At 66.6% G+C, this 24,697-nt stretch carries 17 protein-coding genes and 1 pseudogene; 11 read left to right on the plus strand and 7 right to left on the minus strand.

Annotated elements, in window-relative coordinates:
- Positions 1 to 23 precede the first annotated feature (23 nt).
- A pseudogene (locus HYN69_RS01015) lies at positions 24 to 5,410 on the minus strand (alpha-2-macroglobulin family protein).
- Between the two features lie 154 nt (positions 5,411 to 5,564).
- Between HYN69_RS01015 and HYN69_RS01020 the strand changes: the two are divergent.
- From HYN69_RS01020 to HYN69_RS01050, 7 genes are all read left to right on the plus strand, one after another.
- Positions 5,565 to 8,081, plus strand: a complete 2,517-nt coding sequence (locus HYN69_RS01020; RefSeq protein WP_108434102.1) for a hybrid sensor histidine kinase/response regulator — start codon at positions 5,565 to 5,567, stop codon at positions 8,079 to 8,081.
- Positions 8,082 to 8,484: 403 nt separating this feature from the next.
- Positions 8,485 to 8,811, plus strand: a complete 327-nt coding sequence (gene rsfS / locus HYN69_RS01025) for a ribosome silencing factor (RefSeq protein ID WP_108436961.1) — start codon at positions 8,485 to 8,487, stop codon at positions 8,809 to 8,811.
- A 1-nt stretch (position 8,812) separates the two neighbouring features.
- Positions 8,813 to 9,283 carry a 23S rRNA (pseudouridine(1915)-N(3))-methyltransferase RlmH gene (rlmH, locus tag HYN69_RS01030; RefSeq protein ID WP_108434103.1) on the plus strand — a complete coding sequence of 157 codons (471 nt, stop codon included), beginning with the start codon at positions 8,813 to 8,815 and terminating at the stop codon, positions 9,281 to 9,283.
- Positions 9,284 to 9,344: 61 nt separating this feature from the next.
- Positions 9,345 to 10,862, plus strand: coding sequence for a 2,3-bisphosphoglycerate-independent phosphoglycerate mutase (gene gpmI / locus HYN69_RS01035; RefSeq protein WP_108434104.1), 1,518 nt, complete (start codon positions 9,345 to 9,347; stop codon positions 10,860 to 10,862).
- Positions 10,859 to 11,968 (plus strand): murein hydrolase activator EnvC family protein, encoded by a 1,110-nt coding sequence (locus HYN69_RS01040; RefSeq protein WP_108434105.1) that lies wholly within the window; start codon positions 10,859 to 10,861, stop codon positions 11,966 to 11,968. The genes gpmI and HYN69_RS01040 overlap by 4 nt, the downstream gene beginning before the upstream one ends.
- 5 nt (positions 11,969 to 11,973) lie before the next feature.
- The gene (locus HYN69_RS01045) at positions 11,974 to 13,320 is read left to right on the plus strand and encodes a S41 family peptidase (RefSeq protein WP_108434106.1); all 1,347 of its coding nucleotides are present in this window, start codon (positions 11,974 to 11,976) and stop codon (positions 13,318 to 13,320) included.
- A 49-nt stretch (positions 13,321 to 13,369) separates the two neighbouring features.
- Positions 13,370 to 13,846, plus strand: coding sequence for an RNA pyrophosphohydrolase (locus HYN69_RS01050; RefSeq protein ID WP_108434107.1), 477 nt, complete (start codon positions 13,370 to 13,372; stop codon positions 13,844 to 13,846).
- Between the two features lie 153 nt (positions 13,847 to 13,999).
- Here the strand turns inward: HYN69_RS01050 and HYN69_RS01055 are convergent, their stop codons facing one another.
- Complete coding sequence (locus tag HYN69_RS01055; RefSeq protein WP_108434108.1) at positions 14,000 to 15,040, minus strand: LLM class flavin-dependent oxidoreductase; 1,041 nt, start codon at positions 15,038 to 15,040, stop codon at positions 14,000 to 14,002.
- Between the two features lie 192 nt (positions 15,041 to 15,232).
- On the minus strand, positions 15,233 to 15,994 hold the full coding sequence (locus HYN69_RS01060) for an NYN domain-containing protein (RefSeq protein WP_108434109.1): 762 nt from the start codon (positions 15,992 to 15,994) through the stop codon (positions 15,233 to 15,235).
- 165 nt (positions 15,995 to 16,159) lie between these two features.
- On the opposite strand from HYN69_RS01060, the gene HYN69_RS01065 reads away from it, so the two are divergent.
- A complete protein-coding gene (locus HYN69_RS01065) occupies positions 16,160 to 16,600 on the plus strand; it encodes a DUF2382 domain-containing protein (protein WP_108434110.1) in 441 nt (146 codons plus the stop codon).
- The gene (locus tag HYN69_RS01070) at positions 16,587 to 17,699 is read left to right on the plus strand and encodes a YsnF/AvaK domain-containing protein (RefSeq protein ID WP_108434111.1); all 1,113 of its coding nucleotides are present in this window, start codon (positions 16,587 to 16,589) and stop codon (positions 17,697 to 17,699) included. Before HYN69_RS01065 ends, HYN69_RS01070 begins: the two co-directional genes overlap by 14 nt.
- Positions 17,700 to 17,815: 116 nt before the next feature.
- Here the strand turns inward: HYN69_RS01070 and HYN69_RS01075 are convergent, their stop codons facing one another.
- Positions 17,816 to 18,952 carry an S-(hydroxymethyl)glutathione dehydrogenase/class III alcohol dehydrogenase gene (locus tag HYN69_RS01075; protein ID WP_108434112.1) on the minus strand — a complete coding sequence of 379 codons (1,137 nt, stop codon included), beginning with the start codon at positions 18,950 to 18,952 and terminating at the stop codon, positions 17,816 to 17,818.
- 146 nt (positions 18,953 to 19,098) lie between these two features.
- Between HYN69_RS01075 and HYN69_RS01080 the strand changes: the two genes are divergently transcribed.
- On the plus strand, positions 19,099 to 19,377 hold the full coding sequence (locus tag HYN69_RS01080) for an I78 family peptidase inhibitor (RefSeq protein WP_159082316.1): 279 nt from the start codon (positions 19,099 to 19,101) through the stop codon (positions 19,375 to 19,377).
- A 60-nt stretch (positions 19,378 to 19,437) separates the two neighbouring features.
- On the opposite strand, the gene HYN69_RS01085 is transcribed toward HYN69_RS01080, so the two are convergent.
- A complete protein-coding gene (locus tag HYN69_RS01085) occupies positions 19,438 to 19,872 on the minus strand; it encodes a c-type cytochrome (protein ID WP_108434114.1) in 435 nt (144 codons plus the stop codon).
- 166 nt (positions 19,873 to 20,038) lie between these two features.
- Between HYN69_RS01085 and HYN69_RS01090 the strand changes: the two genes are divergently transcribed.
- A complete protein-coding gene (locus HYN69_RS01090; RefSeq protein WP_108434115.1) occupies positions 20,039 to 21,772 on the plus strand; it encodes a Y-family DNA polymerase in 1,734 nt (577 codons plus the stop codon).
- 8 nt (positions 21,773 to 21,780) lie between these two features.
- Here the strand turns inward: HYN69_RS01090 and yaaA are convergent, their stop codons facing one another.
- Both yaaA and recQ read right to left on the minus strand, forming a co-directional pair.
- Positions 21,781 to 22,572 (minus strand): peroxide stress protein YaaA, encoded by a 792-nt coding sequence (gene yaaA, locus HYN69_RS01095; RefSeq protein WP_108434116.1) that lies wholly within the window; start codon positions 22,570 to 22,572, stop codon positions 21,781 to 21,783.
- Positions 22,573 to 22,605: 33 nt separating this feature from the next.
- Positions 22,606 to 24,648, minus strand: a complete 2,043-nt coding sequence (gene recQ / locus HYN69_RS01100; RefSeq protein WP_108434117.1) for a DNA helicase RecQ — start codon at positions 24,646 to 24,648, stop codon at positions 22,606 to 22,608.
- Positions 24,649 to 24,697 lie beyond the last annotated feature (49 nt).

The following is a 24,697-nucleotide window of genomic DNA, read 5'->3' on the forward strand; positions in this document are numbered from 1 at the left end:
TCGTCCCGGTCATTCTGTAACCGTCATTCTGTAACCGTGACGCGGCCCGTGTCGCCATGGGCGCGGAAATCGGGCTGGTACATGTCTTCCACCGATGCGGCGGGGTGGATGTAGCTGCCCGGTGTGACGGCGCGGACGACATAGGCCAGACGGAAGGGCTGGTTGTCGCTGCGGTCTACGGCGGAAAGGAAGCGGTCTTGCCGGAACTCGCTATGTGCGGTTTCGGTGAGCAGGTCGAGGCCGAGGGCTTCGGTGATCTGGCCGCTGGAGAGGAGGTTCGGGTTGTCGATTTCAAACCCTGCGGGAAGGGGGTCCGTAACCATCAGGCGGGCTTGGCCTGCGTCGAAGGGGGTAACTTCGAGGACCGCGACGAGTCGGGTTCCGGCTTTGACGGTTGAGGTGTCGGCGGGTTCGCCGGTCAGCGTGTAGTAGCTGCGGGTGATGGCGTAGCCGTTGCCGCCTGCGGGTTCGGGTGTGACGGGGGTGCCGAAACTGGTGACGGTAAGCGTGGTGTCGGGGCCGGTGTTTTCAACCGCAAGCGGGGTGTCGCCCAGAAGCCGGACAAGGGGGCCGGTGGCGGGTGTGCCATCGATCAGGATGTCCGGTGTGCCGTCCGTCAGGGCGCGGGCGGCGAGCAGGGTCCATGTCGCCTCTTGCGTCGACAGGGGGCCGTTGTGGGCGGCGAGGCGGTTGGTGATCGCTTCGGTGTTGACCGCTTGGCTGCCGGATTCGGTGGCAAGGGTCAGGAGCGTTGCGGCATCGCGGTAGGGGCTGCCGTAATCGGCGCGCCATGTCTGGGCGGTATCGTCGGGTTGAAGTTGCGCTTCGGCCTGTTGGAACAGGGTATCGGCACGGGTCTGGTCGCCATAGGTGGCAAGGGCTGCGCCCAGTTGGGCCACGGCTGCGGGGGTGGCAAAGGAATAGGCTTTGACATCGGCGTAATAGCGCAGGTCGCCGATATTTGCCGCCCCTTCGCGGGCAAGGACGTAGAGGGCGTAGGCCAGAGCCTCGCCGCCATTATCGAAATCGGCGGCGTAGTTGACCTGATTGCGGAGGTTATCGAGGGCGAGGCGGTAGGCGGTGTCGGGGACGTTCAGGCCCTTGGCTTTCGCGCGCGACAGGAAGTCGGTCACGAAGGCGTCGAGCCAGAAATCGCCCGATCCGGCCTGCCAGAGGCCAAAGCCGCCTTCGGCGCCCTGGTTGGTGAGGATTTCGGTGATGGTTTCTTGCAGTCGGGCGCGCAGGTCTTCGCCGTGGGGCAGGTCGAGCGCCTGTGCCACGGTGTCCAGGTAGAGCAGCGGCATGGCGCGCGAGGTCATCTGTTCGGTGCAGCCATAGGGATAGCGGTCGAGTGCCGCGAGGACGCCGGGGGCGTTCAGGCGGGCGACGGGGCCTGCGGCGAGCGTGGCGCGACCGTTGGTCAGGCCGTCGAGGGCGGCGGCGTCGAAGGTGAAGGTTTCGCCCTGTTTCAGATCGAAGCGCGAGATGCGGCTGGTTTCGGGGGCGTTCGATTGGACGGGCAGGGTGAGGGTTTTGGTCAGAGCCTTGCCGTCGGGGGTGGCGAGGGTGACGGTGATGGTTTGCAGCCCTGCGTCGGTTGCAGTGACGGGGATGGCGATGGCGGCTTTGCCCTGTTCCGTCAGGGTGACGGAGGCGGGGGCGGTGCCGAGGGTGAGGCCGGTTGCGGTGATTGAAAGCGGCATTTCGCCTGCGGGACCGGTGGCGTGGACGATTTCCAGCAGCAGGCGGCTTTCATCGCCGGGGGCGAGGAAGCGGGGCAGCGAAGCGGTGACGACCACGGGGTCGCGGACGAGGACATCGGCGGAGGCCTGGCCGATGCCGGTGCCGCTCCACGCGACGGCCATCAGTTTGACGGTGCCGTTGAAGGCGGGGAGGTCGAAGGAGGTTTGGGCGATACCGTCTGCGCCCACGGTGACGGGGCCGGTGAAGAAGGCGAGGAGTTGTTCGGTGGGCGGGGGGGCTTGCAGGCGGGCCTGCGCGCCTGCGTCGCCGCCGGAGCGGACGGTGCCGGTTGCGCCGTTGAGGCCGTCGATCAGGCGGCCGTAGATGTCGCGGATGCCGACACCGAGTTTGCGCTGGCCGAAGTAATGGGCTTGCGGGTCGGGCGGGGTGAAGGCGGTGAGGTTGAGGATGCCCTGGTCGACGGCGGCGAGGGTGACGTAGGCGGTTTCGCCTGCGGTGATGCCGGTGACCTTGACCGACACGTCGAGCGGCGCGCGGGGGGCGGATTCTGCGGGGGCGATGATTTCGGCGGTCAGCGCGCGGGGGCCGGGTGCTATGGCGGCGTGGGCGAGGCCAAGCGCGCGGGCGGGGTTGTGGCCTGCGCTGGCGTCCATCGGGCGCAGGACCGAGGCGGTGACGTAGACGCCTGCGCCCCAGTCATCGGTGACGGGGAGGGAGATGCTGTTTTCGCCCATCGTGACTTTCACGGCCTGCATGGCGATGACGCGGTCGGACAGGACGGTGATCAGCGCGGTTCCGGCAAAGCGCGGCACAAGGCGCAGGGTGGCGGTGTCGCCTGCCGCATAGGCGGCTTTGTCGAGCGAGAGGTCGAGCGTGTCGGGCGTGCTGGAGACATCGGCGGCGGCGAACCAACCGGCGCTGAAGGGGATGGAGGCGGCGGCACCTGCGGTGCTTTCGACGGCGAGTTCGTATTCGCCCCATTTTACGGGGGCGGCGATTTCGGTCGGGCCATTCAGGGTGATGTCGCCTTCGCTTACGCGGGTGCGGGTGGTGACGGGTTCCCACATCCATGCGCCGTAGGATTGATACCACTGGTAGGTGGTTTCGACGCGGGTCAGGGTCCATTTCACGGGCAGGGGGGTGGCTTTGCCATCGGTGCCGACACCGACAAGGGTGAAGCGGGCTTCGCCGTTTTCGGGCAGGACGCCGTCGAAGGCGGGTTTGATGCCGATGAGGGGTTGGGAGGGGGTGAGGGGTTTGGTCAGCTTGCGTTCGACGGGGCGGCCCGAGCCTTCGGCGACGCGGACGGCGATGACGGCTTCAAGCGGTTGGGTGGTGGCGGGGACTGCCGGAAGGGTGAGCGCGAGGGTGGCGTTGCCTGCGTCATCGGTGCGGACGGGGTCGATGGGTTGAACGACGGCCGAGAAGGGATCATCGGCGCGGCCGAAGCTGTAGCCTGCCCAGCCGTCAAGTTCCTTGGCGGCGCGGATCAGGGTTTCGCCTTCGATGGCCAGATCGGCCCCCGGCGCGCCGAAGAGGTATTTCGCGGCAATGGTCAGATCGGGGTTGCCCGTGACGGCAAGGGGCGTGTCGGGCAATGACAGGGCGAAGTCGATGCGTTCGGGCAGGAAATCTTCGACCAGCAGCGTGCGCGAGGCGAGGGGGGCGGCGTCGAGGTCGGCCAACATGTCGATGCGCCAGACGCCGCGCGGGGCAGACCCTGCGACCGGCATGGCGAAGACGTAGCCGCCTGCGGTGTCGGTGGCGAGGTGGCGGGAATATTCGATCCCGTCAGGGCGGCGCAGGATCGCGGTGAGCGGCAGGCCGGTGATGGCCTTTGCGTCGCCATCGCGGGCGAGGGCGGTGGCGTAGACGGTTTCGCCTGCGCGGTAAGCGCCACGGTCGGTGGTGACGAACAGATCGACGGGGGGCGAAGCCTCGCGCCCTTCGACGCCACGGTCGGACAGGTCGAATTCGGGATCGGTCAGGGAAAGGAAGGTCAGGTCGTCTTCGCCATCGCGGGCGATGACCATGCCGGGGGCGGCGGCGCCCGTGCCACGGGTGAGCCCTGCGTCGAACAGGGCGTGGCCGGTGTCGTCGGTGGTGGCGGTGGCGAGCACCTCGTTTCCGGTGGAAAGGAGTTGCAGCGCCACGCCCGCTTTGGGTTCGGCGGATCCGAGCGAGAGGACGAAGACATGTAACCCGTCGGTGCCGGAAAGCGTGGTCAGGCCAAGGTCGGAGACGGTGAAGAACTGCCAGCCAGCGGGGGTCTCATACGGGTCGACGCCGGGGATGGCGGCTTTGAGCGCGAAGACGCCCGAGGGCTGGCCTGCCAGCGCATCAGCCATGGGCAGGCGGGTGGTGACATCGCGGTTGAGGTCTTGTGTTACGGTGGCGGTGCCGTTCCAGACTTGGGTGCCGGTTTTGGCGGAAAAGTCGTATTCCTGCCAGTCGGCCAAGGGGCGGAGAGGTAGCCGTTTTGCACGGACGCAATCAGGTTGCGGTCGGTGACGCGGTAAAGCGTGAGGTCGAGCGTGGTGGTGTTGACGGTTTCCACGGGAAGCGCGGGGTCGCCTGCGCGGGGCAACACATAGGCGCGGCCCGCAAAGCGGACGGCGGGGCTGCGGTCGCGGATATACGAGGTGATGTCGACCGATTGCATCAGCACCTGACCATCGGCGGCTGGCAGGCCTTCGCGCAGGGTGATGCTGACGGTCTGGCCATGTGTGACGCCGCCCACGCAGATGTCGCGGCCCTGCGCGGTGACGGTCAGGGTCGGGTCGGGGGTGCGGACGAAAGTGGCGTAATCGACTCCGGCAGGCACGAGGTCTTCGGACAGGGTGGCGCAGAGACGGGGGCGGGCGCTGTCAGCCTCGACCCGGTTTTCGACGATGCGGAAGCCGTATTTTCCGGTAGCCTCGGCCAGAAGGCCTGCGGTTTCTTCGCCGCCCGCTATGGAATGGGCGAGGCGCAGGGCTTTTAGCCCGTCAGTGCCGCGACCGAGGAATTCGAGCGCCTGAGCCATGGGAAGAAGCACGTCGCGCTGCTGTTCGGGGGATTGAGCGCGCAGGTAGCCGTTGGCGGCGGCCCAATAGGCCTGTTCGCGCAGGCTGCCTGCGTTCGGTTCGTCGGTTTCGGCGGCGGAGAGCAGCAGGCGGGCGAATTCGGACCAGTCTTCGTAGCTGTCGGACAGGTTTGCGGCGTCGCCCATGTGGCGGAAGGCGGAATCAACGTCACCCGCGGCTTCGGCTTCGGCGGCGGCTTGGCGGCGGTCTTCGAGGCTGACGCCGTCGTTGCGGTAGGCGTCTGACAGGCCGAGGGCCTGGGTGGCGAGTTGCGACACCTCCCAGTCCGGCAGGAAGGACAGGTCGGCGCGGCGGCTTTGGGCCAGCGGTTCGGCGGCGGCGTCGCGGGTCAGGACGTTGCCGGATATGGCGTCGGCAAAGGGGGTTTCGGCGCCGGCGTCTTTCTTGATGAAGCAGGCGCCCTTGGCGGTGTTGTAGGTGAATTCGGTGCAGGATGCGTTGGCGGTGCAGGCCAGTTCGCAGGCTTCCTGCGTGGTGTCGAAGGCGGTGGCAATGTCGCCGCCGGGCCGGTCGACGCCGATGGTCAGGGCAAAGCGTTTGGCGGGGATCAGGTCTTGGGCCTGTGCCGTCAGGGGCAGGGCGAGGGCAAGGGCGGCGGTGACAGAGAGGAGCAAGCGCATAATGGAAAACCTGACAAATGACCTGCGCGACCTTTGCACGGCGGGGGCGCTTGCGACAAGGATTCGGATGGGCTGCACGCTTTGGCTGTGGCGTTAAGCATATGTTCACCGCGCTTGCGCCAAGGTGGCTGCGAACGGGCAAGGGGCGTCGGGCGTGAGCGATCTGGTGGAACGGCTGGCACGGGAGCGGCGGGCGCGATTGTCGGCCGAGCGGCTTTTGGACTGGAAGAGCCGAGAGCTGGTGGCGGCCAACGAAAAGCTGGCGCGGCAGGCGCGGGCGCTTTCGGATCAGGTGGTCGAGGAACGGCAGTCAGCCCATGCCGCGCGGTCGGAAGCCGAGCGGCTGAAGGGGCAGAATGCGCGCTATGTCGGCGATCTGGACCGCGCGCAAAGCGTGGCGGTGATGGTCGAGCGGCGGATGCGCGATGCGCTGGATGCGATGCGCGACGGGTTCGCGATTTTCGATGCCGAGGGGCGGCTGGCGCTGGCCAATCCGGCGTGGTGCGCGGTCTTCGGGGCGGAATTGCCGGTGGGCATGGGGTATGATGCGCTGCTGGCGCTGCTGGTGCCGCTTTTGGCCGTGGACGAGCCTGACGCGTGGCTGGCGATGATGCGGGCGCGGGCGGGAATGGTGCCGGTGCCCGCCGAGGTGCTGTCGTTCCGGTCGGGGCTGCACCTGCGGCTGGAGGAGCGGCTGACGCGCGATGGCGACCGCGTGGCGCTGCTCATCGACATCACCGACGAGATGCGCCTGCGGGCCGCGGTCGAGGCTTTGCCGGACGGATTTGTGATCTTTGACAGGGAGGACAGGCTATTGCTGTGCAACGAACGGTATCGCGAGCTTTACCCCCTTGCCGCCGAGGCGATCAGGACGGGCGAGAGTTACGGCGACATCTTGCGCCATGCCCTGCGCGCTGGGCAGTTCGCCGATGTGGGCGATGCGCCCGACTGGCTGGCGGCGCAGCTGCGGGCCGAGGCGGGCGAGGTGGAATTGGCGGGCGGGCAGGTGATCCGTGTGCAGCATCATCCCACGCCCGATGGCGGGCGGGTGGCGCTGCATGCGGATGTGACCGCCGCGCATGAGGCGCGGGTGGCGCTGGAGGCGGCACGTTTGGCGGCAGAGGCGGCGAGCCGGACGAAATCGGCCTTTCTTGCCAATATGAGCCACGAGATCAGGACGCCGATGAACGGCGTGGTCGGCATGGCGGAACTGCTGTGCGACACGGCGCTGAGCGATGATCAGCGGCTGTTTGCCGAAACGATCCGGTCGAGCGGCGAGGCTTTGTTGGTCATCATCAACGACATTCTGGATTATTCCAAGATCGAGGCAGGGCGGCTGGTGCTGCACCCCGAAACCTTTGATCTGGAGCGGCTGATCCACGAGGTGGTGATGCTGTGCCAACCGAAAGCGCGGGCGCAGGGCATCGATCTGCTGGTCGATTTCGATGTGTTCCTGCCGACGCGCTTTGTCGGCGATCCGGGGCGGCTGCGGCAGATATTGACCAATCTGCTGGGCAATGCGGTGAAATTCACCGCCCAAGGCCATGTGCTGGTGCGGGTGGTGGGGTTCGAGACCGACACGGGCGAGGTGCAGTTGCATGTGACGGTCGAAGACACCGGCATCGGCATCGCGGCGGATCAGCTTGAGCTGATCTTCGGAGAATTCTCGCAGGTCGAGGACGCGGCGAACCGGCGGTTCGAGGGGACGGGGCTTGGCCTTGCGATCACGCAGCGGCTGGTCGAGCATATGGCGGGGGCGATCTGGGTCGACAGCACGCTTGGGCAGGGGTCGTGCTTTGGTTTCCGGCTGGTGCTGCCGGTGGCCGAGGGCGCGGCGGGGCCTGCGCTGCCTGCGGCTTTGCGAAGGGTGCTGGTGGTGGATGACAGTTTCATCAACCGCACCATTCTGGAACGGCAGTTGACGCCTTGCGGTATTCAGGCGGTGCTGGCGCGGTCGGGGGCCGAGGGGCTGGCGGCCCTTGGTGACGGGGTGTTCGATCTGGTGATCACCGACCATGACATGCCGGAAATGGACGGGCTGGCCTTTACGCTCGCGCTGCGGGGGGCGGGCTGGCAGGGGCCGGTCATGATGCTGTCGTCGCATGGCATGGCGCTTTCGGAGGCCGAGCGGGCGCTGTTCGTGGGGGTTGTGCAAAAGCCGGTGCATCGGGCCGAGCTTTACCGGCGGCTGGCCGCGCTGGGGGCCGATGCGGTGCCGGAGGGGGGGCCGCAGCCCGAGGTTGCGCCGACCGAGGCGCGGCGCATGAAGGTGCTGGTGGCCGAGGACAACCGCACCAACCAACTGGTCTTTGGCAAGATGGTGCGGGATCTGCCGATCGATCTGGTCTTTGCCCAGAACGGGCGCGAGGCGGTCGAGATGTGGCGCGACTGGTCGCCCGATCTGGTGTTCATGGACATCTCGATGCCCGAGATGGACGGGCGCGAGGCGACGCGGGCTATCCGTGCCGAAGAGGCGGGGCGTGGCCATGTGCCGATCCTTGCCTTGACCGCCCATGCGATGGAGGGCGACGGTGACGGGATACTGGCGGCCGGGCTGGACCGGCATCTGACGAAACCGCTGCGAAAGCCGGTGATCCTGGGTGCGCTGGCCGAGTTTTGCCCGCCGGATGCCGTGCCGATTCTGTCGGCCGTGCAAGCGGATGCAGCGTGATCGCGCGCGGCTGTCTGCTGGAGGGGGCTGTCTGCCGGACGGGGCTGTTTGCCGTCTCCAGACCTCATCCGAGGATATTTCGGACAAGAGGAACGGGGCAATGCAGGGAAAAGCGCGGTTTTTCGGGGTGGCGGGGCGATGGGCCTTGCTATCGGGCGGCGTTGGCGCTATCGCGCCCGACTTCTGTATGCCGGTCCTGCCTGACGTTGAGAATTCATTTTCGCGGTGGTAGCGTCGGGACAGGCCCCCTGCGCCGGGGAAGGATCGGCGCGCAACCCTGGAGGACGATGTCCTGTCTCATTCTGACCCTGCGACCGGTTTGCCGGTCGGGCCGCGGGCCGAGCGCATGAGCGCCGCCACGGAACAATCCGAAACCTATACCGCCGACGAGCTTTTGGCGCGTGTGCTTGCGTCGCTCGACGATGACAAGGCCGAAGAGGTCGTGCAGATCGATCTGCGCGGGCGGTCGGACGTGGCCGATTACATGGTGATCTGCTCGGGCCGGTCGACCCGTCAGGTCGCGGCGATTTCCGAAAAGCTGGCAGACCGGCTGAAGCAGGAATTCCGCCTGTCGGCCAAGATGGAAGGCAAGGAAACCGGCGACTGGGTGCTGATCGACGCGGGCGATGTTATCGTCCATGTGTTCCGCCCCGAAGTGCGCGATTTCTACCAGCTTGAAAAGATGTGGCTTCCCGGCGACGCGCATCGCAATCCGGTGCCGAGCGCCTGAGATGCGGGTGCATCTGCTGGCGGTGGGGCGGATGCGGTCCGGCCCCGAACGGGCGCTGGTGGATGACTATGTGACGCGGTTCGACCGGACGGGGCGGGCGCTGGGCCTTGGCCCGCTGGTCGAGCACGAGGTCGAGGACAAAAAGGGCGGCGGGATGGAGGCCGAGGGCGAGCTTTTGGCCCGCGCCCTGCCTTCGGGCGCTTTGCTTGTGACGATGGATGAACGCGGGCGGGTTATGTCATCGCCCGATTTCGCCGCGATGCTGGCGCGTTGGCGCGATGGCGGGCGGCAGGATGTGGCTTTCGTCATCGGCGGCGCGGACGGGATCGCGCCGGGATTGCGGGCGCGGGCCGAGGCTTCTGTGAGTTTCGGGGCGATGGTCTGGCCGCATATGCTGGTGCGGGTGATGCTGGCCGAACAGTTGTACCGCGCGGCGACGATTCTGGCGGGTGGCCCCTATCATCGGGCGTGAAGCGTTGCCCAAGGCGGCGGCTGGCGCTATTGAGGCGCAACCAGACCGGAGGGGCCGCGCCATGACCAATTTCAAACCCGTTGTGCTGTGCATCCTTGACGGTTGGGGCCTGTCGGATGTGACTGCGGGGAATGCGCCTGCCTTGGCGGATGTGCCGAATTTCCGGCGGCTGATGGCGACTTGCCCCAATGCCACGCTGGTGACGCATGGGCCGGATGTGGGGCTGCCCACGGGGCAGATGGGAAATTCCGAGGTCGGGCACACAAATATCGGCGCGGGGCGCGTGGTGGCGATGGACCTTGGCGCGATCGACCTTGCGATCGAGGACGGGTCTTTTGCGGTGAACGAGGCGCTGCTGGCCTTTGTGGCCAAGCTGAAGGCGAGCGGCGGGGCGGCGCATCTGATGGGCGTGATCTCGAACGGGGGGGTGCACGGGCATATCGTGCATGTGCTGGCGGCGGCGCGTGCGATCACTGCGCTGGGCGTGCCGGTCTGGCTGCATGCGGTGACCGACGGGCGCGATGTGGCACCGAGTTCGGCTGCAGGGTTCATCGACGAGCTGGTCGCGGGCCTGCCTGCGGGGGCGCGGGTGGCGACGGTGATCGGGCGCTATTGGGCGATGGACCGCGACAACCGCTGGGACCGCGTGGGCCGCGCCTTTGGCGCGATGGTGCGCGGGACGGGCGAGGTTGCGGCCGATGCGGCGGCGGCGGTGGCGGCATCTTATGCCAAGGGCGAGACGGACGAGTTCGTGGCCCCGACGGTGATTGGCGATTACGCGGGGATGCGCGACGGGGACGGGGTGTTTTGCCTGAACTTCCGCGCCGACCGGTCGCGCGAGATTTTGGCTGCGCTGGGCGATCCGGCCTTTGCGGATTTCGAGACGGGCAAGCGCCCTGCCTTGGCGGCGATGCTGGGGATGGTGGAATACTCCGACGCGCATAACGCCTATATGCAGACGGCTTACCCCAAGCGGGCGATCCCGAACACGCTGGGCGAATGGGTGGCGGCGGCGGGGCGCACGCAGTTCCGGCTGGCCGAGACCGAGAAGTATCCGCATGTGACGTTTTTCCTGAACGGGGGCCGCGAGGTGCCGTTCGAGGGCGAGGCGCGCGCGATGCCGAAATCGCCGAAGGTGGCGACCTATGACTTGCAGCCCGAAATGAGCGCGGGCGAGGTTTCGGATCATTTGGTGCAGGCGATCGAGCATGGCTACGATCTGATCGTGGTGAATTTCGCCAATCCCGACATGGTGGGGCATACCGGCGATCTGGGGGCCGCGATCAAGGCCTGCGAGGCGGTGGACCGCGGGCTTGGCCGTGCCTTGGCTGCGCTGGAGGCTGCGGGCGGCGCTATGGTGGTCTGTGCCGACCATGGCAATTGCGAGATGATGATCGACCCCGTGACGGGCGGGCCGCATACCGCGCATACGACCAATCCGGTGCCGGTGATCCTGTTCGGCGGGCCTGCGGGGGCGGTGTTGCGCGGTGGGCGGCTGGCCGACCTTGCGCCGACCGTGCTGGGGTTGATGGGGTTGCCCTTGCCGCCCGAGATGACCGGACGCAGCCTGATCGCATGATCCTTCGTATTGCTGCCCTGTTGGTCTGCCTTGCTGCGCCGGTTGTGGCGCAGGGCGTGGCCGATCAGGCGGCGGAGGCTGCGGCCGATCTGCAAAAGGCGGTGACGGCGCTCCAGACGGCCGAGGGCGGCAAGGACCGCGTGGCGGCGCTGACCCAGACGATCGCGGCCTATGAAAGCGGGCTTGGCGTGCTGCGCGAGGCTTTGCGTCAGGCGAGCCTGCGCGAGACGGAGCTTTCTTTGCAGTTCAACGCGCAGCGCGAGCGGATCGGGCAGTTGGTGGCGGTTCTGGCGCAGCTTGAAGCGGAACCGGGGCCGCTGCTCATGCTGCATCCTTCGGGGCCGCTGGGCACGGTGCGGTCGGGGATGATGCTGGCCGATGTGACGCCCGCGCTGCAGGGCGAGGCGATGCGGCTGAAGGGCGAGTTGCAGGAGTTGCGCGACCTGCGCGATTTGCAGCTTGCGGCGGGCGATACGCTGGCGCGGGGGCTTCAGGCGGCGCAAGCGGCGCGGTCGGCGCTTTCGCAGGCGATTTCGGAGCGCACGCAACTGCCGCGCGGCTTTGCCGAAGACCCCGACGAATTGCGCCGGTTGCTGGAGAGTGCGGATACGCTGGATGCCTTTGCGTCGGGCCTCGCGCCGGTCGAGGATGACGAGAATTACTTCATCACCGCCAAGGGCCGCTTGCCGCTGCCGGTCGTGGGGTCGGTGTTGCGCCGCCCCGGCGAGGCGGATGCGGCGGGGGTGGCGCGGCCGGGGTTGACGCTGTCGGTCAGGCCGCGCGCACTGGTCACGGCGCCATGGCCTTCGACGATACGGTATCTGGGGCCGCTGCTCGACTACGGAAATGTGATCATCCTGGAGCCGGGGGGGCGCTATCTGTTGGTTATTGCCGGGCTTGAGACCGTGTATGGAGAAGTGGGCGAGGTGGTTTCTGCCGGCGCGCCGCTTGGCCTGATGGGGGGGACCGATCCGACGCTTGCCGATCTGTTGTCGGTGTCGGAAGATGGTGGTGGCGTGCGCGAGACGGAAACGCTTTATATGGAATTGCGGCAAGGGGCCGATCCGGTGAACCCGGAAGACTGGTTCACCGTAGGAAGGGATTGAGGCGGATGAAGAAGTTTGTGATGGCCGCGCTGGGCGGCACCGTTGCCGGCGCGCTTTTGACGACGCAGGTCGCCGGTCCGCTGATCGCCCAGGAAGCCGAAAAGAGCACCTCGGTTTACGAGCAGCTTGACCTGTTTGGCGACATCTTCGAGCGGGTGCGCGGGCAATATGTCGAGGAGGTGGACAGCGAAAAGCTGATCCAGGCGGCAATCAACGGGATGCTGACATCGCTCGACCCGCATTCGAGCTATATGGCGCCCGACGATTTTGCCGACATGCAGGTGCAGACGCGGGGTGAATTCGGCGGCCTTGGCATCGAGGTGACGCAGGAAGAGGGCTATATCAAGGTCGTCTCGCCCATGGACGGCACGCCTGCCGACAAGGCCGGGATCAAGGCGGGCGATTTCATCACGCAGGTCAACGGCGAAAGCACGATGGGGCTGAACCTTGACGAGGCCGTGGACAAGATGCGCGGGCCTGTCGGTTCGGAGATCATCCTGACCATCGTGCGCGAGGGGACCGAAGACCCGTTCGACGTGTCGCTGATCCGCGACACGATCAAGGTGACGGCGGTCAAGGGCCGCACGGTCGGTCAGACAGTTGTGCTGCGGGTGTCGACGTTCAACGACCAGACGACTCCGGGCCTCGAGGCCGAGTTGAAGAAGGGTGTCGAAGCACTGGGCGGGCTGGACAACGTGGAAGGCTTCGTCATCGATCTTCGCAACAATCCGGGCGGTTTGCTGACCGAAGCGATCAACGTGTCGGACGCTTTCCTTGAAAAGGGCGAGATCGTTTCGACGCGGGGCCGCAACCCGCAGGACGGCGAGCGGTTCAACGCGACGCCGGGCGATCTGACCAAGGGCAAGCCTGTGGTGGTGCTGATCAACGGCGGGTCGGCATCGGCGTCGGAAATCGTGACGGGGGCCTTGCAGGACCATCACCGCGCCATCGTGGTGGGCACCAAGAGCTTTGGCAAAGGGTCGGTGCAGACCGTGGTGCCGCTGCGCGGGCAGGGCGCGATGCGCCTGACCACGGCGCGGTATTACACGCCGTCGGGCCGGTCGATCCAGGCTTTGGGGGTGATGCCGGATATCGTGGTGAACCAGCCGAAGGCCGTCGATCCGGCGACCGAAGCCGGACCCGAGGTCAACGCGCAAGGCGGGCGGACCGAGGCCGATCTGCGTGGCATCCTGTCGAACGATTCGATGACCGAGGACGAGCGCAAGTTGCTGGAAGAGGAACGCGCCAAGGTGGAAGAGGCGGCCAAGCTGCGCGACGAGGATTACCAGCTTGCCTATGCCGTCGACATCATCCACGGGCTGTCGACCGTGGCGCAGGCCCAGCAGCCGTGACCGGAGCGGCCGCCCCCTGCGGGGCGGCCCCCATTTGGAAAGTGCTGCGATGACCTTATCCGACCTGCCCTATCGCCCCTGCGTGGGGATTGTTCTTATCAATGCGAAGGGCGAGATTTTCGCAGGCCAGCGGCTGGATTCGACTGCCGAGGCCTGGCAGATGCCGCAGGGCGGGATCGATCCGGGCGAAAAGCCGCGCGAGGCGGCGTTGCGCGAGTTGTGGGAAGAAACCGGTGTCACCGCCGATCTGGTCGAATTCGTCGCCAAGACCGAGGATTGGGTGACCTATGACCTGCCGCCGGACTTGCTGGGCAAGGTCTGGGGCGGCAAGTATCGCGGACAGCGGCAAAAGTGGTTCCTGTTCCGCTTTCTGGGTTCGGACGACGCGATACGCATTGCCACCGAGCACCCAGAGTTCAGCCGCTGGCGCTGGATCGGCGCCGACGAGATGGTTGCCGCGATCGTGCCGTTCAAGCGGTCGGTCTATGAGCAGGTGGTCGTGGCGTTCCGGCCCTATCTGGCCTGATCCTTTCCGGGCGGTGATCTGGCGGAGCGGCCCATTGGGGCCGCGAGCGATATCTCGCGCTTGCGCGCTCGGGCGTTAGGGGGGCTCGCCCCCCTCTTGCCGCGTGCCGCGGCAATTCACCCCGGAGGATATTTGACGGCAGAAAATGCCGGATCAGCGGGTTGTGGCGGGAGTGGCGAGAAGGTCTTGCACCAGCGGGATGACTTTTTCGCCATAGAGGCGGATGCCTTCGAGCAGGGTTTCATGTGGCATGGGGCCGGTGGCGTATTTCATGTCGAAGCGGGTGACGCCGAGGTCTGACATGGCCCTGGCGATCTTGCGGGCCACGGTTTCGGGTGCGCCGACATAGAGCGAGCCTTGGGTCACCTCGTCCATGAAGCGTTCGGGGGTGACGGAGGGCCAGCCGCGCTCGGCGCCTATGCGGTCGAACATCGCCTTGTAATGCGGCCAGAGCTGTTCGGCGGCGAGTTCGTCGGTGGCGGCGACATGGCCGGGAGAGTGGATGCCGATGGGCTTTGCACGGCGGCCAAGCTGGGCGCAGGCGCGGTGGTAGAGATCGACATAGGGTTTGAAGCGGCGCGGGTCGCCGCCGATGATGGCGAGCATCATCTGCAGGTCCTGCCGCACCACCCGTACGACCGATTCGGGGCTGCCGCCCACGCCGACCCAGACCTGAAGCCCTGCGCCAAGGGTGGGAAAGACCTTTTGCGCGGTGAGGGGCGCGCGGGTTTGGCCGGACCATGTGACGGTTTCATCGCGCACGAGGCGGGCGAAGAGGTCGAGCTTTTCTTCGAACAGCCGTTCGTAATCGTCGAGCGCATAGCCGAAGAGCGGGAAGCTTTCGGTGAAGGAGCCACGCCCGAGGATCACCTCGGCCCGGCCGTCCGAGATGGCGTTGAGCGTGGAAAACCGCTGGAAGACGCGGACAGGATCGTCGGACGAAAGCACGGTGACCGCCGAGCCGAGGCGGATGCGGCTTGTCTTGGCGGCGATGGCGGCGAGGAGGATTTCGGGCGAGGAGATCGCGAAATCCGCGCGGTGATGTTCGCCAAGGCCAAGGAAATGCACGCCCAACTCGTCGGCGAGGACGCCTTGGGCGACCACATCGCGCAACACCTGATCATGCGGTTTCAGCTGCCCGTCGGGACCGAAGGAGGTGTCACCGAAGGTGTCGAGGCCGAGTTCGATCTGCATGATTTTCCTTTCGCAAGGCCCGAGGATAGGCGCAATCGGCACGGATTTACAGACTTAGCCGTTTGGAACACAGGCCGCGGGCGCCCGGGACTTTTCCTGAAAAGTCCCGGGCGGGGGCCGGAAAATCTTTGGCAAAGATTTTCCGGCGAGGGGGAGGGGCAAAATCCTTCTGGAAGGATTTTGGCGCGGCGGTCAGGCCACATCGCGCATTTGCAGCTGGCTGCCAGCGCCGGATTTCACCTCGAAGCGGCTGATCTTGCGGACGAGGTCGGAGAGTTTGGCGCTGCCATAGGTGCGGGTGTCGAAATCGGGATTGGCTTGGGTGATATACTGGCCGACCTGACCCAGCGAATACCATTCGCCATCGGGGTCGATGGCGCGCATGGCGGCGACGATCAGGGGGATCGCCTTGGCCGGAGGTTCCTTGCCGCCGCTTTGCGGTTTGGGTTCGGTTGGTTCGCTGCGGGCGGCGCTGCGCGGGGCGGGGTCGGCCTGCGGTTCGGGCTCATCGGGCGAGCCGAGGTTTTCGACGTAGATGAAACGTTTGCAGGCCTGCCGAAAGGCTTCGGGCGTTTTCTTTTCGCCGATGCCGAACACGTCGAGCCCCTGTTCGCGGATGCGGGCGGCCAGCCTTGTGAAATCGCTGTCGGAGGAGACGAGGACGAAGCCGTCGAACAGGCCCGAGTGCAGGAAATCCATCGCCGCGATGACAAGCCCTATGTCCGAGGCGTTCTTGCCCTTGGTGTTGGAGAACTGCTGGTCGGCGACGAGGCCGAGGGCGGCCACCTTTTTCGCCCAGCCGCCGAGGCGTTGGGCGGACCAGTCGCCATAGATGCGGCGGACCGATGCTTCGCCCAGACCGGCGATTTCCTCGAAGATCGCCTCGGCATAGCCCGATGGCACGTTGTCGGCGTCGATCAGCACGGCGAGGCGGGGGGCGCGGGGTTCGGGCATTGGGTGTCCTTTGGGCCGTTTCGTCCTTTGTGACCCAAAGCGCGCGTGGGGGAAAGGCTGGCTTTCTTGATCCTGTGCAAGCGCAGGTCTGGCGGGGAGCGCGGCACAGGAACCCTGCCGGTCCCGGCGGGTTCACTGGCCCTGTAACCTACGGGCGAGGACCGGATGGGAGAGCGCGACAAGGACGACGACGCGGTTTTGCCGCTGGCCGAGGAGCGGCTGGTCGTCGGAACGCGGCGGGTCGTTTCAGGTCGGGTGCGGTTGCGGGTGACGACCGAAACACTGGACGAGCCGGTGACGGCCGACCTGCGGGGCGAGACTGTAGAGGTGACGCGGGTTCCGGTGGACCGCGAGGTGGACGCGATGCCCGTGACGCGCGTCGAGGGCGATGTGACCATCGTTCCGGTGGTCGAGGAGGTGCTGGTGGTCGAGCGGCGGCTTGTGCTGCGCGAGGAGATCCATCTGCGCCGCACAGCCACGGTCGAGACGTTTGCGACCAGCGTTCCGCTGCGCCAGCAGCGCGTGGTGATCGAGCGGGACGGCGAGGAGCCGTTCCTTTTGCCAATCAACATCAACCAAGAGGATGAGAGCGATGAGCGACTATGATGATGGATCGGTAGCACTCGGTTCGGCCCGCAGCACGATTGTGACGGGCTTTTTCGACAGCCGGGCCGAGGCGGAAAGTGCAGCCGAGCGGCTGCGCGCCCTGGGTCTGGGCGGGCAGGTGCAGGTGACCGAAGGGGCGGGCGGGCCAGCGATGTCGGACATCGAGGAGCGCGATGAACGCGGGTTTTTCGAGCGGCTGGGCGATTTCCTGTTCCCCGACGAGGACCGCAGCACCTATGCCGAAGGGCTGTCGCGCGGGGGCTATCTGGTCACGGCGACGGGGCTGACCTCGGCTTCTTACGACTTGGTGATGGATGCGCTGGAAGAGGCGGGCGCGGTCGATATCGACGAGCGGGCGGCAAGTTGGCGGTCGGAAGGCTGGAGCGGTGGCGCTGTGTCGTCGGATGAGAGCCGCGGGCTTTCGGGTTCGGCGGGAGTAGGGGCCGGAACCGGCTATGCGTCGGAGAATGTCGGCGGGTCGTCCTATGGGGCGGGCGCGGTTGGCGCGGGGCGTATGGGGTCGGAACTGGCGGGCGAGGGGCGGTCCGGTATGGGCAGCAGCGGTTCGGTTTCGGGGTCCGCGCTCGGGGCTTCGGGGTTGCGGTCTTCGGATAGCGACGAGACGGTGCCCATCGTCGAGGAGCGCTTGCGCGTCGGCAAGCGTGATACCAGCCACGGGCGGGTGCGCGTGCGGTCCTATGTGGTGGAAGAGCCGGTGACTGAAACGGTGCGGCTGGAGGAAGAGCGGGTCGAGGTCGACCGCCATCCGGTCGACCGTGCGGTTGGCGCGGGCGATGGCGACCTGTTCCGCGAGCGCAGCATCGAGGCCGAGGAATACCGCGAGGAAGCCGTGGTCTCGAAAGAGGCGCGCGTGGTCGAGGAGGTCGGGCTGCGCCGGACGCATGACAGCCACGAGGAAACCGTTTCCGACACGGTGCGGCGCACCGAGGTGGAAATCGATGACGGGCGCGGCGGCGACAGCCTGTCGGGTGGGTTCCGGTCGAGCCGTCCGGTGAGCGAGGTCGAGGCGGAATCGGGTATGGACGATGACGAGATCGACGCGACGGGTCTGACCGAGAGGGACGTGAACCGTCCCTGACGCCGTAGGGTGCGCCTTTACGGCGCACCCATCTTTGGCCCACGAAGGTGCGCCGTAAAGGCGCACCCTACGCGGGGGTGGTTGGCGTGCGCCGGATCGGCGCTGCCGATTTCGGGTCAGTAGACCACGACCGAGCGGATCGACTCGCCCTTGTGCATCAGGTCGAAGCCTTCGTTGATGCGTTCAAGGGGCAGGATGTGGGTGATCATGCTGTCGATCTCGATCTTGCCGTCCATGTACCAGTCAACGATTTTTGGCACATCGGTGCGGCCGCGTGCGCCGCCAAAGGCGGTGCCTTTCCAGATGCGGCCGGTGACAAGCTGGAAGGGGCGGGTTTCGATCACCGCGCCTGCGGGGGCGACGCCGATAATGATCGACTGGCCCCAGCCACGGTGGGTGCATTCGAGCGCGTCGCGCATCACCTTGACGTTGCCGGTGCAGTCGAACGAGTAGTCGGCCCCGCCGATCTTGTCGAAGGGGGTCTTGGTCAGGTCGACGATGGCTTGGACGACCGATGTGCCTTCGGCCAGTTCCTTGGGGTTGACGAAGTGGGTCATCCCGAACTTTTCGCCCCATGCCTTTTTGTCGTTGTTGAGGTCGACGCCGATGATCATGTCGGCTCCGGCCATTTTCAGGCCCTGGATGACGTTGAGGCCGATGCCGCCGAGGCCGAACACGACCGCTTTCGCGCCGATTTCCACCTTGGCGGTGTTCAGCACTGCGCCGATGCCGGTGGTCACACCGCAGCCGATGTAGCAGATCTTGTCGAAGGGGGCATCGTCACGCACCTTGGCCAGCGCGATTTCGGGCACGACCGTGTGGTTGGCGAAGGTCGAGCAGCCCATGTAGTGGTGGATCGGGGTGCCGTCGAGCATCGAGAAGCGCGAGGTTCCGTCGGGCATCAGGCCTTGGCCCTGGGTGGTGCGGATGGCGGTGCAGAGGTTGGTTTTCTGCGACAGGCAGGACGGGCATTCGCGGCATTCGGGGGTATAAAGCGGGATGACGTGATCGCCCACTTTCAGCGATTTGACGCCCGGACCGACGGCGATGACCACGCCCGCGCCTTCATGGCCGAGGATCGCGGGGAACAGGCCTTCGGGGTCGGCTCCCGACAGGGTGAATTCGTCGGTGTGGCAGATGCCGGTTGCCTTGATTTCCACCAGAACCTCGCCCTCACGCGGGTCGGCGAGGTTCACTTCCATCACTTCGAGGGGTTTGCCGGGGGCCATGGCGACGGCGGCGCGGGTACGCATGGGATGCTCCTGTCTTGGTTTGGTGGTAGGTTGCCCAAACACCGCAGGATTGCAACGTGTGAAACCGACAAGAACCGGTAACGGAACGAAGCGGGCGTTCGGGCGTTTGGCGAGGTTGGATGGCAAAAACAGCGGGAGACGGGACGATGGGAAAGATGATGGTGGCGGTTGCGGTGGCCGCGCTTTTGGCCGGGTGCGAGCCGATGGGCGTGCCGGTTGCCGATGCGCCAAGCCCGAACACTTGCGGGGCCTATGACCTGCAATATCTGGTCGGATCGCCCGATACGGTGCTCGAGACGATACGGTTCAACAAGCCGCTGCGGGTCATTCAGGCGGGGTCGGCGGTGACGATGGATTACAACGCCGACCGTATCAACATCGAGCTGGACCGCTACCGGATGATTTCGCGGGTGTTCTGCGGGTAACCTGTCACAGAAAAAAGCCCCCGTTTGTGCGGGGGCTTTTTGGTCTGCGTTGCGTCAGTCTTACATCCGGTAGGCGGTGTGGCAATCCTTGCAGGTGCCGCCGATGGCGCCCATGCCGGCCTGCACGCCTTCGAGCGAGGAGGCGTCGAGCGCGGTTGCGGCGGCTTCGAGTGCGCCGGATTTCTTGACGAAATCATCCCAGTTGGCCCAGATTTCGGGCTTTGCCTCATCCGCCGGATCGGCGCCGCCTTGGGTTTCGAAGGTGGCGGTGATCTTGGCTGCGGCTTCGGCCAGCGCGGTCTTGGCCGCTTCGGCGGCGGCGGCGTCATAGGGGGCCTTGCCGCCCGCCATGCCGCCCAGAACCTTGGTCGCGCCGCCGATGGTTTCCATCAGTTCAGAGCGGGCAATGGCGTTGGGGTCGGTCCGTTCGGCTGCGTAAAGGGCGGTGGCGGCAAAGGCGAAGCCGGTGATGACGAGGGTTTTGGTGAATTTCATTATGCGTTTCTCCCTGAACTCTGGAGACCGACTATAAGGGGGGTCGTGTGACACGGAAGTGACCTTGTCACGCCGAAAGCCTGTATCACGGCATTGTCAGCGGGGGCGGGGCGGGGGTGGACTCGGGCCATGGCTGCGGTATGTTTGGAACATAACGGGAACATTTATGGCCAAACGTCGAATCCTTGTGATCTGGTTTCCCCGTCTGGGGGTCGAGCGGGTGCTGCGCCGGCGCGGGGCGGCCCTGCCTGCGCCCTTTGCGGTGGTGGGTGACCGGAACGGGGCGCAGGTGCTGGTGTCGGTCAACCCCGAGGCGGGGGCGCTGGGATTGTTCGAGGGGCAGGGGCTGCGCGATGCGCGGGCGATCTGTCCCGCCTTGGATACGGTGACGCAGGACGAGCGGGCCGAGGCGGCGTTTCTGACGGTGCTGCGGCGCTGGCTGGGGAAATATTCGCCCTGGGTCGCCGAGGATGCGCCGGACGGGGTGATGCTGGACCTGACGGGATGCGCGCATCTGTTTGGCGGGGAAGCGGCGCTGATGGAACAGGTGGCGGACGAGTGCGAGGCGATGGGGCTGACGCTGCGGGCGGGGTTGGCCGATACGCCGGGGGCGGCCTGGGCGCTGGCGCGGTTTGCGGGGCGCGGGGGCGGTGGCGGGGCCGAGACACGGTCGGGTGACGATATCGCGCAAGAGGCCCATGCCACGCGGTCAAAGGCGGTGCGGCGGCGGGCGGGTCCGGTGGCGCCTGCAGGGCCGCAGGGGGTGATCGCACCCGAGGGGCGTGCGCGGCAGATGCTGGGACCGCTGCCGGTGGCGGCGCTGCGGCTTGGGGCGGATGTGGTCGAAGGGCTGGCGCGTCTGGGCGTGCGGCGGATCGAGGATCTGGCGGTGCTGCCCCGCGCCACGCTGCCCAAGCGGTTCGGCCCGATGGTGCTGCGGCGGCTGGATCAGGCCTTCGGGTTGGAGATCGAGCCTGTCACGCCGGCCAAGGCGCCTTTGCATTTCGCGGCGCGCTTGAGCTTTCCTGACCCGATCGGTTTGCTCGGCGATGTCGAGGCGGGGGTGGACCGGTTGCTGCCGGTGCTGTGCGCCAAGCTCGCCTCACGGTCGCGGGGGGCACGGCGGGTGCGGTTGCAGGCGTTCCGCGCCGATGGCGATGTGCAGGTGGCCGAGGTGGGGTTGGCGCGGGCCTCGGACCGGGTGGAAAGCATCAGGCCGCTTCTGGCGCTGAAGCTGGGCGATATCGACGCGGGCTTCGGGATCGACATGCTTCGGATCGAGGCGGTGCTGACCGAGCCGCTGATGGCCGTGCAGTTTCGCGCCCGCATGGGGGAAGATGCCGCCCCCGTGCCGCAGGATACCGCGCTGGACGAGATCATCGGCAAGCTGGGCACGCGGCTGGGGGCCGAGGCGGTGACGCGGTTCCATCCGGCCGAAAGCCATGCGCCCGAGCGGGCGTTTCAGGTGCTGGCTGCGGCATGGTCGCAGCCTTTGGGCAAGCCGTGGGAAGGCTGCGGGCGGCCGCGACCGCTGGTCATGCTGCGCCCCGAGCCGGTGGCGGGGCCGGAAGGGCCGGTGCCGCCGAAAGGTTTTCGCTGGCGCAGGCGCGACTGGGTGACGCGGGTGGCGACTGGGCCGGAGCGGATCGCGCCGGAATGGTGGCTGGACCGGCCCGAGTGGCGGTCAGGCCCGCGCGATTACTGGCGCATGGAGACCGAGGATGGCACGCGGCTGTGGCTGTTCTATGCCCATGGCGGGGATGTGTCGGGGGGTGGTTCTGTCAGGGGGTGTTTGCGTGAGCGATTTCTTGCGAAGAAATCGCGCCGGAATTTGACGCAAATTCCGCGGTCGGGCGTGGAGCCAAAATCTGCGTCAGATTTTGCCGCGATTTCTTCGTGAGAAATCGCTCAGGCGGCTTCGGCAGCCGCTTGGCGCAGGAAGACGGGTGCGTCGGGGGCGGAGCGGTCAGCATCGTAGCCGTAGCCGCCGATGGTGAAGCCGGTCAGGTCGGCGGGGTCGGTCAGGCGGTGTTCCGAAATGAAACGGGCCATGGCGCCGCGGGCTTTCTTGGCGAAGAACGAGACGATCTTTGCTTCGCCCGCTTTCACCTCGAGGAAGGTGGGGGTGATGATGCGGAGTTTCAGGGCCTTGCGGTCGACGGCGTGGAAATATTCGTTCGAGGCGCAGTTGACGAGGATTTCGCTGCCTGCGGTTTCGCCTGCGTCGTTCAGCGCATTGGCGATCTTGCGGCCCCAGAAGGCATAGAGGTCGGGGCCTTTGGGGTTTGCAAGTTTGCTGCCCATCTCCAGCCGGTAGGGTTGGATCAGGTCGAGCGGGCGCAAAAGGCCGTAAAGGCCCGAGAGGATGCGGAGGTGGTCTTGCGCCCACAAGAGCGCGTCGGGGTCGAGGGTTTTCGCCTCGAGCCCCGCGTAGGTGTCGCCGTCAAAGCAGAAGGCGGCGGGTTTCAGCGTGGCGGGGTCGGGCTTGGGTTTGTAGGCGCGGAAGCGGTCGTGGTTCAGCTTGGCGAGCGGTTCCGAGATATCCATCAGCGCGCGCAGGTCGGCAACCGAGAGGTCACGCGCGATGCGGGCGAGTTTTGCGGCCTCGGCCCCGAAATCGGGGGTGGTGGGGTCCAGCCCTGCGGGCAGGGGGCGGGGCGTTTCGTCCAGTCGCTTGGCGGGGGATATCACGGTCAGCATGGAGGTCTCCTGTGGCACTCGACTTAGGGCGCGTCAGGCGTCGCGCAAGACGCCGAGGAAAGCTTCGCCGAAGCGTTCGGTCTTTTGGGCGCCCATGCCCTGTATCCGGTCGAGTTCGGGGATGGTCGAGGGGCGCAGTTCGGCGATCTGGCGCAGGGTGGAATGGGTGACGGAGAGGTATTTGCCGGTGCCATCCTCGCCGCGCGAGAGGCGGAGTTGTTCATCGGCGAGGCGGTCGTAGACTTGGCCCGCGTCGCGTCCGGCAAGGCGCATGCGCTGGGGGTGGAGTTCGGCGGCGGCGCCGTTGATGACGGTAAGGAAGGCTGTGCCGTAGCTTTCCAGTTTCTTCGCGCCAACGCCGTTGATGCGGGCGAATTCATCGAGGTTGGCGGGGCGCTTTTCGGCCATTTCGGCAAGTGTGCGGTCGGGGAAGATGACATAGGCGGGAACGTTGGCCTGTTCGGCCAGCGCGCGGCGCTTGGCTTTCAGGGCCGACATCAGGGGGGCGTCTTCGTCCGAGGTCAGGGTTTTGATCGCCACGCGGGGTTGGGCGGAAGCCACGGTGTCGCGGCGCAGGGTGATGTTTTCCTCGCCCCGCAGAATGGGGCGGGCGGCATCGGTCATCCGGAGGGCGCCGTGGCGGTCGGGGTCGGGGCGGACGAGGTCGCGGCCCATCATCTGGCGGAACACCGCGCCCCATGCGGGTTTGGTCAGGTCGCGTCCCACGGCATAGGTGGGAAGCTGGTCGTGGCCGCGTTCCTTGACCTTGGGCGTCGGGGTGCCGGTCAGGATGTCGATGAGGTGGCCCGCGCCGAACCATTCGCCGGTGCGAAGGATCGCGGACAGCGCCTTACGCACGGCATCGGTGGCGTCGAACAGGTCGGCGGGGCGGTCGCAGAGGTCGCAGTTGCCGCAGGGTTCGGAGGTTTCGCCGAAATAGCCGAGCAGCACCTGACGGCGGCAGGCGGTGGCTTCGGCAAGGCCGAGGAGCGCGTTGAGGCGGGCGTGATCGGCGGCCTTGCGGTCGGGCGGGGCCACGCCTTCGTCGATCTGGGAGCGGCGCAGGCGGATGTCATCCTGCCCGTAGAGGGTGAGGGTTTCGGCGGGTGCGCCGTCGCGTCCGGCGCGGCCGATTTCCTGATAGTAGCCCTCGATGGATTTGGGCAGGTCGGCGTGGGCGACCCAGCGGATATCGGGTTTGTCGATGCCCATGCCGAAGGCGATGGTGGCAACGACGATCAGCCCGTCTTCACGCTGGAAACGGATTTCGACGCGGCGGCGGTCTTCGGCCTCCATCCCGCCGTGATAGTGGCAGGCGGAGTGGCCCGCTTCGCGTAAAGCTTGGCCGAGGGTTTCGGTCTTGGCGCGGGTGGCGCAGTAGACGATGCCCGACTGGCCCTTCCGCGCGGCGGCAAAGCGCAGGATCTGCGTGCGGGGCGTGTCTTTGACCGCAAAGGCGAGGTGGATGTTGGGCCGGTCGAAGCCGCGCAGAAAGGTTTCGGGCTGCACGCCGTCGAACAGGCGGGTGACGATTTCGGCGCGGGTTTCTTCATCCGCTGTGGCGGTGAAGGCGGCGAGCGGGACGCCCAGCGAACGGCGCAGTTCGCCGATACGCAGGTAATCGGGGCGGAAGTCGTGGCCCCATTGCGACACGCAATGCGCCTCGTCCACGGCGATGAGGGTGGTGTTGATGCGGCGCAGCAGGGCCAGCGTGCCGGAGGAGGCGAGGCGTTCGGGGGCCATGTAGAGCAGTTTCAGGCTCCCTGCGTCGAGGGCGGCGAAGACGCTTTCGGTTTCCTCGTCGGTGTTGCCGGATGTCAGGGCGCCGGCTTCGACGCCGGTTTCGCGAAGCGAGCGGACCTGATCGCGCATCAGGGCGATGAGCGGCGAGATGACGACGGTAACGCCATCACGGCAGAGCGCGGGAAGCTGGAAGCAGAGCGATTTGCCGCCGCCCGTTGGCATGATGGCAAGGGTGTTCTTGCCCGCCATGACCGCATCGACGATTTCCGCCTGACCGGGGCGAAAGCCGGAGAAGCCGAAGATCGAGGACAGAAGGGCGGTCGGGTCTTGCATCTGGCCGGAATCGCTGTGGCGCGGGCAGGGTGGCCCGCGCGCGGTTAAG

Origin of the sequence: Gemmobacter aquarius (assembly GCF_003060865.1) — a bacterium.
GTDB lineage: Bacteria > Pseudomonadota > Alphaproteobacteria > Rhodobacterales > Rhodobacteraceae > Paragemmobacter > Paragemmobacter aquarius.